Source organism: Sphingomonas sp. FW306-05-A (assembly GCF_058782275.1).
The window spans coordinates 1,400,659-1,413,539 of record NZ_JBYSXN010000002.1; the positions used below are offsets into that span (position 1 = coordinate 1,400,659).

General features: G+C 66.4%; 12 protein-coding genes. 4 read left to right on the forward strand and 8 right to left on the reverse strand.

Features of this window, described 5'->3' with window-relative positions; genetic code table 11:
- Nucleotides 1-13 precede the first annotated feature (13 nt).
- From AC3WJR_RS15270 to AC3WJR_RS15290, 5 genes are all read right to left on the reverse strand, one after another.
- Nucleotides 14-1,027 carry a ferritin-like domain-containing protein gene (locus tag AC3WJR_RS15270; protein WP_492725775.1) on the reverse strand — a complete coding sequence of 338 codons (1,014 nt, stop codon included), beginning with the start codon at nucleotides 1,025-1,027 and terminating at the stop codon, nucleotides 14-16.
- Nucleotides 1,028-1,078: 51 nt separating this feature from the next.
- Nucleotides 1,079-2,083, reverse strand: a complete 1,005-nt coding sequence (locus AC3WJR_RS15275; protein ID WP_354278813.1) for a ferritin-like domain-containing protein — start codon at nucleotides 2,081-2,083, stop codon at nucleotides 1,079-1,081.
- 138 nt (nucleotides 2,084-2,221) lie between these two features.
- A complete protein-coding gene (locus AC3WJR_RS15280; protein WP_354278812.1) occupies nucleotides 2,222-3,097 on the reverse strand; it encodes a MipA/OmpV family protein in 876 nt (291 codons plus the stop codon).
- 109 nt (nucleotides 3,098-3,206) lie between these two features.
- Nucleotides 3,207-3,644, reverse strand: coding sequence for a DUF2141 domain-containing protein (locus tag AC3WJR_RS15285; RefSeq protein WP_354278811.1), 438 nt, complete (start codon nucleotides 3,642-3,644; stop codon nucleotides 3,207-3,209).
- Entirely contained in the window at nucleotides 3,568-4,371 is an 804-nt protein-coding gene (locus tag AC3WJR_RS15290) for a sterol desaturase family protein (RefSeq protein WP_354278810.1), read from the reverse strand. Before AC3WJR_RS15290 ends, AC3WJR_RS15285 begins: the two co-directional genes overlap by 77 nt.
- Nucleotides 4,372-4,544: 173 nt before the next feature.
- On the opposite strand from AC3WJR_RS15290, the gene crtY reads away from it, so the two are divergent.
- The 4 genes from crtY to AC3WJR_RS15310 all read left to right on the forward strand — a co-directional run bounded on the left by crtY (nucleotide 4,545) and on the right by AC3WJR_RS15310 (nucleotide 8,953).
- Entirely contained in the window at nucleotides 4,545-5,729 is a 1,185-nt protein-coding gene (gene crtY / locus AC3WJR_RS15295; RefSeq protein WP_492725779.1) for a lycopene beta-cyclase CrtY, read from the forward strand.
- Complete coding sequence (locus tag AC3WJR_RS15300) at nucleotides 5,726-7,252, forward strand: phytoene desaturase (RefSeq protein WP_492725781.1); 1,527 nt, start codon at nucleotides 5,726-5,728, stop codon at nucleotides 7,250-7,252. The genes crtY and AC3WJR_RS15300 overlap by 4 nt, the downstream gene beginning before the upstream one ends.
- Nucleotides 7,253-7,430: 178 nt before the next feature.
- A complete protein-coding gene (locus tag AC3WJR_RS15305) occupies nucleotides 7,431-8,012 on the forward strand; it encodes an LOG family protein (protein WP_492725783.1) in 582 nt (193 codons plus the stop codon).
- Complete coding sequence (locus AC3WJR_RS15310) at nucleotides 8,009-8,953, forward strand: phytoene/squalene synthase family protein (protein WP_492725785.1); 945 nt, start codon at nucleotides 8,009-8,011, stop codon at nucleotides 8,951-8,953. Before AC3WJR_RS15305 ends, AC3WJR_RS15310 begins: the two co-directional genes overlap by 4 nt.
- A 104-nt stretch (nucleotides 8,954-9,057) precedes the next feature.
- Here AC3WJR_RS15310 and AC3WJR_RS15315 read toward each other — a convergent pair whose 3' ends face one another.
- From AC3WJR_RS15315 to AC3WJR_RS15325, 3 genes are all read right to left on the reverse strand, one after another.
- Nucleotides 9,058-10,704 (reverse strand): ATP-binding protein, encoded by a 1,647-nt coding sequence (locus AC3WJR_RS15315; protein WP_492725786.1) that lies wholly within the window; start codon nucleotides 10,702-10,704, stop codon nucleotides 9,058-9,060.
- A gap of 293 nt (nucleotides 10,705-10,997) precedes the next feature.
- Complete coding sequence (locus tag AC3WJR_RS15320) at nucleotides 10,998-11,768, reverse strand: TIGR02186 family protein (RefSeq protein ID WP_354278805.1); 771 nt, start codon at nucleotides 11,766-11,768, stop codon at nucleotides 10,998-11,000.
- Entirely contained in the window at nucleotides 11,765-12,679 is a 915-nt protein-coding gene (locus tag AC3WJR_RS15325; protein ID WP_354278804.1) for a sulfite exporter TauE/SafE family protein, read from the reverse strand. The genes AC3WJR_RS15320 and AC3WJR_RS15325 overlap by 4 nt, the downstream gene beginning before the upstream one ends.
- Nucleotides 12,680-12,881: the final 202 nt, after the last annotated feature.

Consider the following 12,881-nt stretch of genomic DNA (forward strand, 5'->3'; position numbering starts at 1 on the left):
TTGAAAAGAGGCCTCAGCTGGCGGCGCTGGTCTTGATCGTGCCGTTGATGCCCGCGGGGAAGAAGCCCCCGCCGACGACCGCGTTGCGGTTGAGATAGACGACGTTGAGCACCTGCCCCGGCGTGCGGCTGAAGGTGATGCCGTTGGCATCGGTCGGCACGAGGTTGGCCGTCGTGCCGTCGCCGATCCCCTGGTCGAGGTCGCTCGACCCGTCGAGGCTGTCACGTGCGTCGCTGATCGCGTTCGCGCTGGCGCGCAAGGACGGCGTCGCGATCCCCTTGCTGTACAGGACGGTGCGGATCAGCCCGGCGTGGTACGCCTCGGTCGCGAGGATCCCCGCGGCGGCGTCGATCAGCAGGCTCTGCGCGATTAGCGGCGCTGCACCCTTATAGGCGGTGACGCCGACGTCCTCGAAGATGAACGCCGCGAGCAGGAAATTCTCGTCGCTGGCATAGGGGTCGAAGGTGCCGGTCTCGCCAACGAGGCCCGCCGCGCGCGCCGCCAAGGTGAACGCGCCGTTCGCGCCACCGTCGATGTTGATCGCGGGCTGCGCGACGGTCGAGGTGCCGAGCACCGAGCGCAGGAACGCGACGTGCGCGACTTCGTCCGCGGCGATCTCGCGCGCATATTCGCGCACGATCGGATCGGTGAAGGTGACAGCACGCCCGCCGGTTACCGACCCTTGCGTGCCGCTACCGGTCAGCAGCGCAGCGGGAAGCCCCGCGCCCGTCACCGCGAAGCTGTAGAATTGCGCCTCGAGATATTCGAGGTTGAGCGCGAAGTTGAACGTATCCTGGTCCTTCAGCACGTCGGTCGACGCGGGACTGGGGGTCGCGGTCGCGGTTCCGGTCGGCGTGGGGGTCGGGGTGATCGTGCTGTCGGTGTTGGTCGCCCCGCAGGCGGCGAGCAACGCGCCGCCGCCGACCGCGACCGAGGCGGCCCCGGCGCTGCGGAGGAACTGGCGACGGGCGTCGCGGCGGCGATCGCTCGCGTCGATCGCGTGCAGGAGAAGGTCGCTATCGATCACTGGAAACACTCCGGTACGGGCGCGAAAAAGGAAGAAAGCATCGTGCGGGCGTCAGTTGGTGGCGCTGGTGGCGATCGAGCCGTTGACGCCATTGGGGAAGAAGCCCCCCTTCGCGACCGGCAAGGTGCTGAGATACAGGATGTTGAGCACGTTGCCCGTGGCGCGGCCGAACGCGAGGCCATCCTGCGCGGTCGGCACGATGTTGGACGCGGTCAGACCGTTGAGCGCGGGCGCCTGGCTGTTCGCGATCGTCACCGGGGAAATGCCCTGGTCGAAGTCGCTGACCCCGTCGAGCGCGTCGCGCGTGTTCGAGATCGCATCCGCATTGGTGCGCAGGCTCGGGGTCGTCAGACCCTTGGTGTAGAGCACGGTGCGGATGATCGACGCATGATACGCCTCCGCCGCGAGGATGCCGGCGGCGGCCTCGAGATAGACCTTGCTGGTCAGCAGCGACGATGCGCCGCGATAGGCGGTGACGCCGACGTCCTCGAACAGGAACGCCGCCTGGAGGAACGCCTCGTCGCTTGCATAAGGGTCGAAGGCGGCCCCCGCCGCGACGATCTTGGCGGCCTGCGCGGCGACGCTGAAGGCGCTCGTCGCAGTCGAGCCGATGTCGATCGCGGGCTGCGCGACCGCTGCGGTGCCGAGCTGTGCGCGGAGGAAAGTGACGTGCGCGATTTCGTCCTGCGCGATCTCACGCGCATATTGCGCGACGACCGGATCGGTGAAGGTGACTTGCCGCCCGCCGCTGACCGCGCCCTGCGTGGTCGTGCTCGCGCTGCCCGGGGTCAGCAGCGCGTTGGGGAGGCCGGTGCCAAAGGCAGCGAAGGAATAGAATTGCGCCTCGAGATATTCGAGGTTGAGCGCGAAATTGAGGATCGCAGCGTCGTTGTTGCTCGCCTGCGCAAACGCATTGCTGCCGACCGCGACCGCAGTCGCGCCGACCGCGGCGATGGCACCGGCGCCCAGCGCGGTGCGGAAGAACTCGCGCCGTTCGCTGCGGCGTTCTGCTCGCGAATCAAGCCGTTCGATCAGCTGTTGGTCGGTATCGGTCATCGCAGCGAAGCCTTCATCCTGGAAACACGCCAAGCGTTCGGGCTTGCGTGGCACCGTGCGGCGCGCGACGCAAGCCACGAATGGCGCTCCGGCGCGACGGTTGGTCGCGCCGGAGGAGTCGCTGCGGGAGTCGTCGGCTCAGAAGGTGTAGGCGACGCCGGCTGCGCCGACCCACTGGTTACGCGAGCCCGCGATCCGCACGATCGGGGCATCCGCGAAGCTGCCGAGCGTGCGCGAATAGGTGCCGCCCGCGACGACCTTGAAGCCGTGGAGCAAGTCGCCGGTCAGCGAATAGGTTGCCAGACCGCCGACCGAATAGTTCTTCCAGCCCTTGCCGGTGCTGTAGGTCGGCAGGCCGCTGGCGAGGCTCTGCGCCGGCGTGATGCTGAAGTAGGTCGCGCCGTAGCCGCTCTCGACATATTGCGCGGTGCCGAACAGCGCGACCGCGGCCTTGCGGCTGAGCGGGGTCAGATAATTGATCGACGGCTGCAGGATGCTCGACTTGTGGACGTTGTTGACGTCGTGGCGCATGCTCAGCGAGACCGACAGCTTGTCGTACGGGCTGGTGATGACGCCGGTCTTGCCCAGGCCGACATAGCCGCCGAGTTCGATCGCGGTGCCGGTCTTGCCGAGCGCGCGGACACGGCGGTCATCGATAACGCTCGGGGCCTGGCGATCGAAGTTGACCACGCCGATCGGGCCGAACTGGATGTCCCAGCGCTGGCCGGGCTGGTTGCGCGCGAGATCGAGGCTGGCGCGGTTGCCGATGACCGAGAAGTTGAAGCCCTTGACCGTACCGATCACGACGGGTGCCGGAACGACGCGATAGTCGTTCGACCCGTCATAATCCGGCAGATATGCCGCGCCGATGCCGACCGTCACCGTGTCCTTGTTGAAATCGTCCGCGATCTGGTTGTTGTCGGCGGGGATCGGTGCCGCATCCTGCGCGAAAGCGGGCGCTGCGGTGGCGAGCAACAGGACGGTTGCAGCGGCGAAGATGGAACGATGAGTCACGGGCGGCTCCGGAATACTGGAAGTGGGGCAAGACGAGGATCGGATACGAAACGCGTATTGTGTCGGGCGCGTAACGCGATGCCTTATGTTTGTTTCCGTGCGATCGGGGTCAGAGCAGATATCGCATCCGCACCTGTTGCCGATCTGCATCACTCGACAGCGTGAAGCGGGCGGCAGCGAAGCGCGGCGGACCGAAAGTTACCGACGGATTGCGCGAGAAACCAAAGCCTTCGCGCGGAATTCCGGCGAATGTGTCGAGCTTGTGATTGTTGTTCTCGTCATGGATCACCGCGACCGCATAATTACCGTGCGGCAGACCATCGAAATGGATGCTGGTCATGGTGGCGGGGATCGAGCGGGTGGTCGCGCGAGCATCGTCGACGCAGGCGGGAAAATTGTCGGGGTCGGCGGTCAGGCAGACGCGGACCATCCCCTTGGCCGAGCGCATGTGCGAGACATCGACCGCGAGCTCACTGGTCCCGACCGCCCCCGGCAAGACCGTGAGCAGCACTGCCCCGGCGACCGCGGTCGACGCCAGCTTTCGCATGTTCGCGCGCAAAATTCCCGACGCCGCGGTCGGTGCCGCAGACGCGGTCCCAGAAACGGAAGTAGAGGCCATAATTCCCTCGGTACAGTTCATGGTGTCGCTGATGATGGCTCGCAGTGATGAGCCACTGCCCCAATGGACCCCGCCACATGAACGCAGGAAACATTTCCCACCCCATGTGGTTGGTGACCCCCATAACCGTCATGATCGTGAGCACCAACCCAAGTGCGCCGACATGAATTGGAATCACGAAGACCAGTAGCGGAATTATCACAGCGCCGCTGATCGCCTCGATCGGATGGAACGCCATCGCCGCCCAGGCGGTCGGCGGGCGGCTTTCGTGATGCGTCGCATGCGCCAGCTTGAACGCGCGCGGCTCGTGCATCCAGCGATGCGTCCAGTAGAACCACGTGTCGTGCGCGACGAGGTAGAGCAGCACCGATAGGGGGAGATACCAGAGCGGATAGGCGTGCAGGTCCTGATAGACCAATGTCCAGCCGTGGTTCTGCCAGCCCCAGGCGATCACGCCCGCAGGAATGCCGTAGATCGCGGCGGAGACGATGCTCCACCAGATCTCGCGGCGAATCTGCGGGTTCATGCCGCGATAGAGGCCGGGATAGCGCAACCGTGTCGCCGCCGCGAACGCGCCTGACACGATCAGGTAGCGCACCGCGACGATCAACGACATGACCAGCGCGGACGCGAGAATGGCTAGAACGATCGACATGGCGGCTTCTATAGCGGTCGTGGGGGCTTCGACCTAGCCAAGATCGTTCGATCCCGAGTCCCAACCTCTTCCCCGGCCTTCGCCGGGGAAGTGCGAGAGAGGCTGTGCCCGCACCCGTTCCTTCGATGCGATCCCCGCTTGCGCGCGGTACAGGATCGGTTACCCGCTGATGTATGGCGACCACATTCCACTGCGACATTGCGATCGTCGGCGCTGGCCTTGCGGGCGGTCTGATCGCGCTCGCGCTCAAGCGGCGGCATCCGGCGCTCGACGTCCGGCTGATCGATTCAGCGGCCACGGTCGGGGGGAATCATCTCTGGTCGTTCTTCGCCAGCGACATCGACGAAGCGGATCGCTGGATCGTCGCGCCGCTGATCAGTTACGGCTGGCGCAGTTACGACGTCGCCTTCCCCGGGCATGAGCGCCACATCACCGCGCCTTATTATTCGATCGAGTCGGAACGGCTGGATACGCTGGTCCGCGCCGCCCTGCCCGATGCCGGGTTGATGCTGGGGCGCGCCGTCCAGGACGTCAGCGCGATCACCGTTGAGTTCGTCGACGGCGACCGGATCGAAGCCAAGGGCGTGATCGATGCGCGCGGCGCGGGCGACCTGTCGCAGCTCGATTGCGGCTGGCAGAAATTCGTCGGGCGCGAACTGCGGTTGAGCGAACCGCATGACGACCCCCGCCCGATGGTGATGGATGCGCGCGTGCCGCAGTTCGACGGCTATCGCTTCGTCTATTGCCTGCCGTTTGCGGCGACGCGGATGTTCGTCGAGGATACCTATTACAGCGACACCCCCGATCTCGACCAGGCACTGGTGGCGGATCGGCTGCACGAGTACGTCGCCGCGCGCGGATGGCAGGTCGAACAGGCCGCGCGCGAGGAAGCGGGCGTGCTGCCCGTGACGATGGGGGGCGATTTCGAGGGATACTGGCGCTCGACCGGGACCGGCAACGCCAAGGCGGGGATGCGCGCGGGGCTGTTCCACCCGACGACGGGCTATTCGCTGCCCGATGCGGTGCGCACCGCATCGCTGATTGCGCGGACTCGCGACCTCTCCGGCGCGGGGCTGCGCGATCTGACCCATGGGTTCGCGCGCGCGACGTGGCAGCACCGCGGGTTCTATCGTATGCTCGACAAGATGCTGTTCCGCGCGGCCGAGCCCGAGGAACGCTACCGTGTGCTCGAACGCTTCTACCGGCTCGATCCACAATTGGTGCGCCGTTTCTATGCAGGACAATCGACGATGATGGACAAGGCCCGGATCCTGACCGGCAAGCCGCCGGTGCCGATCGGTCGCGCGTTGCAGGCGATCGGGGTGTTGCCCGCCGCGCGCACGGAGCGGCCGGCATGAGCACCAGTCCCGCCGCCAACAGCGCCCCTGCGCGCACGACGGATGCGCGGACCGCGATCGTCATCGGTGCCGGTTTCGGCGGGCTGGCGCTTGCGATCCGGCTGCAATCGGCAGGCGTCGAGACGACGATCGTCGAAGCGCGCGACAAGCCGGGCGGCCGCGCCTACGTATGGGAGAAGGACGGCTTCACCTTCGACGCGGGGCCGACCGTCATCACCGATCCGCCGTGCCTGCAGGAACTGTGGGCGCTGACCGGGCGCGACATGGCGGACGACGTGACGCTTGCGCCGGTGTCGCCTTTCTACCGGCTCAACTGGCCCGACGGCGTCAATTTCGATTATTCGAACGACGAGCCGTCGCTCAACGCCGAGATCGCCAAGCTCAATCCCGAAGACGTCGCGGGCTACGCCAAGTTCCTCGACTATGCCGCGGGTGTGTATGAGGAGGGCTATCGCAAGCTCGGCCATGTCGCGTTCCTCGACTTCGCGTCGATGATCAAGGCGGCGCCTGCGCTCGCCAAATATCAGGCGTGGCGGTCGGTCTATTCGATCGTGTCGTCTTACGTGAAAGACGAGCATCTCCGCCAGGCGCTGTCGTTCCACACGCTACTGGTCGGCGGCAACCCGATGAACACGAGCGCGATCTATGCGCTGATCCACAAGCTCGAGAAGGACGGCGGCGTGTGGTTCGCGATGGGCGGGACCAACCAGCTGATCGCCGGGATGGTGCGCCATTTCGAGCGACTGGGCGGGGTGTTGCGGCTGAACGATCCCGCGGTCGACATCGCAACGCTCGGCGACCGCGCGACCGGCGTCACCACCGCAAGCGGCTGGCACGGCGATGCGGACATGGTCGCGTGCAACAGCGACGTGATGCACAGCTACCGCGACCTTCTGAAATCCTCGCGCAGTGCGCAGCGGACCAAGAACGGGCTCGCGCGCAAGAAATACTCGCCGTCGCTGTTCGTCGTGCATTTCGGGATCAAGGGGACGTGGCCGGGGATCCCGCACCACATGATCCTGTTCGGGCCGCGCTATCAGGGGCTGCTCGCCGATATCTACGATCACGGCGTGCTACCCGAGGATTTCTCGCTGTATCTGCACCATCCGACCGTGACCGACCCGTCGCTCGCGCCGGAGGGCTATTCGACTTTCTATGTGCTCGCGCCGGTGCCGCATCTCGGCAAGTTCCCGGTCGACTGGAAGGAGATCGGCCCGATCCTCGAGAAGCGCATCCTCGACGAGGTCGGGCGGCGGCTGATCCCGGATATCCACGATCGGATCGTCACCAAGTTCCATTATGCGCCGAACGACTTTGCGGCAGACCTGAACGCGCATCTGGGAAGCGCCTTCTCACTCGAGCCGTTGCTGACGCAGAGCGCGTGGTTCCGGGTGCACAATCGCGACGACCATATTCCCAATCTGTATTTCGTGGGCGCAGGCACGCATCCGGGCGCTGGGATTCCCGGCGTGGTGGGGAGTGCGAAGGCGACCGCGGCGTTGATGCTGGAGAGTGAACGATGACTTTATATCTAAAGCCCCTCCCCTTCAGGGGAGGGGTTGGGGTGGGGCAGTCCAGCATGCCAACCTCTCTGCGAGGCACTGCCCCACCCCCAACCCAGTGTCGGGTGAAGGATGCCCCGCATCCTTCAGGCCATGCCGGGGGCATGGCCGACCCGACACTCCTGAAGGGGAGGGGCTTATGAAGCGTCTTGCTGTGTACTGCGGGTCCGCTTCGCCAAGCGACCCGGTCTACATCGAATCCGCCCGCCAGGTCGGCCGCACGCTCGCGGAACGCGGGATCGGCGTCGTCTACGGCGGCGGGCGTCTCGGCCTGATGGGCGCAGTCGCGGACAGCGCGCTGGAAGCAGGCGGCGAGGTCATCGGGATCATTCCGCAAGCCCTCGTCAACGCCGAGGTCGCGCACCGTGGCCTCAGCGAACTCCACGTCGTCGAGACGATGCACCAGCGCAAACAGGCGTTCACCGACCTGTCGGACGGGTTCATCAACCTGCCCGGCGGCACCGGCACGATGGACGAATTGTGGGAGGCGTTGAGCTGGGCGCAGATCGGCTATCACGCCAAGCCGGTCGGTCTGCTCAATGTCGCGGGCTATTATGACGGGCTCGTCGCCTTTTATCACAAGATGGCCGACGTCGGTTTCCTGCGCCCGCAGCACCGCGACATCCTGCTGATCGACACCGCGCTCGACCGATTGCTTGCGCAGATGGCGGACCATGCGCCGGTCGAGACGATCACCAAGATGCGCGCCAGCGACCTGTGAGCGATCCGTCTTCGCGCGCCGCGACGGTTGATGCCGCGCGCGAGTCGATTGCGCGCGGGTCCAAGAGCTTTGCTGCGGCGAGCAAGCTGTTCGCGCCCAAGGTGCGCGAGCGCGCGTGGCTGCTCTATGCGTGGTGCCGCGCGTGTGACGACATCGCCGACGGGCAGGACCACGGCCACGGCATGACCGGGGTCAGCGACGGCCCCGAACGGCTTGCGGCGATAACCGCGAAGACCGAGGCGGCGCTCGCGGGCGTCCCCGTCGGCGAGCCTGCGTTCGATGCGTTGCGGCTGTTCGCGGCCGAGACCGCCCTGCCCCCGGCACTTCCGCGCGACCTGATCGCTGGCTTCGCGCTCGACGCCGAAGGCTGGCGGCCGCAGACCGAACAGGATCTGTACCGCTATTGTTATCATGTCGCGGGTGTCGTCGGGAGCATGATGGCGATCGCCATGGGGGTGTCGCCCGACGACGACGCGACGCTCGACCGCGCATGCGACCTGGGCCTCGCGTTCCAGCTCGCCAATATCGCGCGCGACGTCGCGGAGGATGCACGCGCAGGGCGGTGTTACCTGCCGCAGGACTGGCTCGACGAGTTCGGCATCCCGGCGGACGCGCTGCTCGCGCCCGAATATCGTGATCGGCTGGGGTTGCTCGGCGAGCGGCTCGGGTTGCTGGCGGCGCGTTATGAGGAAAGCGCGCGCTATGGGACGCCTGCGCTGGCGTTCCGTTCGGCGTGGGCGGTGCTGGCGGCGGCGGGGATCTACGGTGCGATCGGGCGGAGCGTCGCGACGCTCGGGCCGCGAGCGTGGGATGCTCGGGTGACGACCTCGCGACAAGCGAAGCTTGGGTTCATGCGGCGCGCGTTCGACGAGGCGCGACGACGGCGGGTGTTGTATCCGGCGTCGACGCGCGATGCGACGTTGTGGACTCGGCCGCGCTAACCGTTGGCCCTGAGCGCAGTCGAAGGGCCGCTCTCAAAGCCGATCGACGGGCGCGGTGAGAGCTGGGCTTCGACTTCGCTCAGCCCGAACGGGATGAGTGGGGATTACCGCCCCTGCGCGCGCCACTTCTTCAGGGTGCGGGTGATGATCTCCTCCTCGCCCCCGGCATCACGCCACAGTTCCGAGAAGACCGGGTCGTCCGACGCCGGCCGCCGCGAATCCTCGAGCGAATCGAACGACACGCGCACCGGCACCGAAACACCCTCGCCGCAGACGATGCATTCGCGGTTGCGCAAGGCGGGGATCGAATCGAGGAAGCCGCGCGCGCCCTCGGGCATCGCCGCGCGGACGAACGCCTGGTCGCGATCGTTGTTGAGCCGCATCGCGATGATCGTCCCGCACTGCGACAGCACGCCTTCCGCCAGATCCGATGGCCGCTGCGTGATCAGCCCGAGCGACACGCCGTATTTGCGGCCTTCCTTGGCGATCCGGCTGAGGATCCGCCCGACGCTCGAATCAATCTTGTCGCCATTGGGAATGTAGCGATGCGCCTCCTCGCACACGAGCAGGATCGGACGCTTGGGCTCGCCGCGCGACCAGATCGCGAAGTCGAACACCATCCGGCTGAGCACCGCGACCACCACGGACGTGATCTCGCTCGGCACGCCCGACACGTCGATGATCGAGATCGGCTTGCCGTCGCCGGGCAGGCGGAACACGCGCTGGAGGAACGCCGCCATCGTATCCGCGACGAGCATGCCGGAGAACATGAAGCCATAGCGCGGATCGGCCTTGATCTCGTCGATCTTGGTCTTGAGCCGCAGATAGGGCGCGGTGTCGCCTGCGCGGTCCATCTTGCCCATTTCGAGGCTGATCAGATTGGTCAGGTCGCTGAGCAGATACGGCACCGGCGCATCGACCGTCAGCTTGGCGATCTCCTGCCCCAGCCGCCCCTTGGCCCGCGCCATCAACAGGCATTTGGCGAGGATGTCCGCGTCGATCTGCTTTTCCGAACCCGAACTGGTGACGAACACCTCGCAATGCTCGTCGAAGTTCATCAGCCAGTACGGCATCTGCAGGTTGGACACGTCGTAGATCGCGCCATTGTCGCGGAATGCCGAGGCATATTCGCCGTGCGGATCGATCATCACGACATGCCCGTGCGGCGCGATATCGCAGATCCGGTGGAGGATCAGTGCGGTCGCGGTCGACTTGCCCGTGCCGGTGCTGCCGAGCAGCGCAAAATGCCTCCCGAGCAACGCATCGACATACAGCGCGGCGCGCACGTCGTTGGTCGGATAGACCGTCCCGATCTCGATATGCGCGCGATCATCCGCGGCGTAGATCTGCTTCATGTCGGGGGAGGAGACCGGATAGACCATGCAACCGGGTGTGGGATAGCGCGTCACGCCACGGCGGAAGTTATAAATCTTGCCGGTCAGTTTCTCCTCGTCGGCTTCACCGAGGAAGTCGATCTGCGCGGCGATCCGGTCGGCATGGCCATCGAGCAGCTTGAGCGAACGGACGTTGGCGATCAGCCAGGTCGACCCGACCCGCATCTTGATCTGGCTGCCAACCGAGCCCGCGCTCGCGACGACCGGATCTTCGTGCGCGCCCGTCTCCGCCAGCGCAACCGCGTCGAGCACGACCATCCCGCTCGACCCCGCGATGTCGAACACGATGCCGATTTCCGTTGGGGTCGCCAGCGGGGCGGCATTGGTGAAGACCACGGTGCGGGGCATTTCGGTCATGTGCTGGACGGTCCTGGGGTTCTCGAGTCCGCCGGACCTTGGCGCGGCAGGGGTAAAGATTGCGTGGACACGCCGGGCGATGGCGCACTGTGCGCGAGGACGACCCACTCTCGTCCCGTTCGCCCTGAGCGAAGTCGAAGGGCCGCTTGCGAAACAGGACAGAGCGCGGGGTTAGGGGCGGCTTCGACTTCGCTCAGCCCGAACGGAGGTGGTGCGTTCAAGCAGTAACATCCATCCTCGAGCGGTATGATTTTTACCCGACCGTCCGGCTTACTTTACCCGTCAGGTCAGCGCTAGAACCGCCGCGCGATCCACCCTGCCGCCCAGCCGAACAGCACCGACAGCGCGACCGCGACCAGCCCGTAGGCGATCGACCAACGCTCGGCCGAGTAGGCGACGAAGCGCTCGAACCCCGATTTGCGGATCTCGATGTCACGGGTCGCCGCCGCCAGCACGCGGCCGTCGCGGATCAGGAAGGTCTCCGCGGTGAACCGCCCGACCGGCACGCGCGCGGGGATCGAGACGCGCGCGCGGTACAGCACGCCGTCGGTGATCTCGACCGCACGCGGCGATTCGACATACAGCGCCGACCGCCCCTTGAGATCGACCAGCCCGCGCGCGAAGCGGTCCTGCTCGGACGGCGGCGCACTCGATGCGGGCGACAATTGCAGGCTGCCGAGCCCGAGTTCGTAGATCGCGCGAGTCCGCGCGTTCATCAGTTGCTCGATCGGTCGCGACGAGGCGATCGCATAATAGCTCGGCGCGGAGCGATACCGCAGCCGCGCCGCATTGACCCACATCACCCCGCCGAGCTTGGCCTTCTCGCGCACGAGGATCGACTGTGTCGGGCCCTTGACCACGACGACGATGTCGGTCGGCTTGGTATCGTCGGGCAGCCGTCCGCCCGGATAGAGGATCGCGCCGAACAGCAGCAGGTCCGCGCCGGTGAAGCTGTAGCGGATCTCGATGTCGCGCTGCGACACGTCGGGGACGAGCACCGGCTTGGACGCGGTCTGCGCCATCAGCAGCGGCGCCGCCAGCGCGGCGAGCAGCCACCGCTTCACGACAGCTCGACCGAATAGATCTCGTCCGGCCGCCAGCCCAGCCCGAGCGCGATCCGCCCCGCGACGAGCAGCACGATCACCGCGAGCGCAAGCCGGAGATATTCGGGCTTCACCTTGCTCGCGAACCGCGCGCCGACTTGCGCGCCCGCGACCGAGCCGACCAGCAGCAGCACCGCGAGCACGATATCGACCGCCTTGGTCGTCGTCGCATGGACCATCGTCGCGGTCGCGGTGACGAACAGCGTCTGGAACAGCGACGTGCCGACGACGACCTGAGTCGTCATGCCGAGCAGATAGAGCATCGCGGGCACGAGAATGAACCCGCCGCCGACGCCCAGCAGGATCGTCAGGATCCCCACGCCGAAGCCGAGCAGCAACGGCGCGAGCGGCGAGATGTAGAGCCCCGAGCGATAGAAGCGCGTCCGCAGCGGAAGGGCTGCGACGAGCGGATGATGCCGCCGCTTGCGCGGCCGCGCCGCCGCGCCCGAACGCATCGCGCGGATCGCGCCGAACGCCTCGACCGCCATCATGCTGCCGATCGAGCCGAGCAACAGGACGTAGACGATCGCGATCACCGTATCGATCTGCCCGGTTGCCTGGAGCAGCCGGAAGATCCAGCCGCCCGCGACCGACCCGATCATCCCGCCCGCAACGAGCACCCCGCCCATCTTGAAATCGACCCCCTGCCGCCGGACATGCGCGAACACCCCCGACACGCTTGCGCCGGTCACCTGGCTTGCGGCGGAGGCGGCGGCGACGGTCGGGGGGATGCCGTAGACGATCAGCAACGGCGTGATCAGGAACCCGCCGCCGACGCCGAACATTCCCGAAATGAAGCCGACCCCGCCGCCCAGCAGGATGATCACCAGCGCGTTGACCGAAAGATTCGCGATGGGCAGGTAAATGTCCATGGTTCCGTAGCGATAGCGTGGTGCGGGGAAAGCCGCGACTCAGAAATGGGGACGTTGGGTTGGGTGGGACGAAGACCATCTCCCCCTGATCCGCTTCCCCGGCGAAGGCCGGGGCCCAGTCGCGATGGCCGAGGTAACCAAGTGTAGTCGCCAGCAATCCTCTGTTCCTCAACTGGGCCCCGGCCTTCGCCGGGGAAGCGTA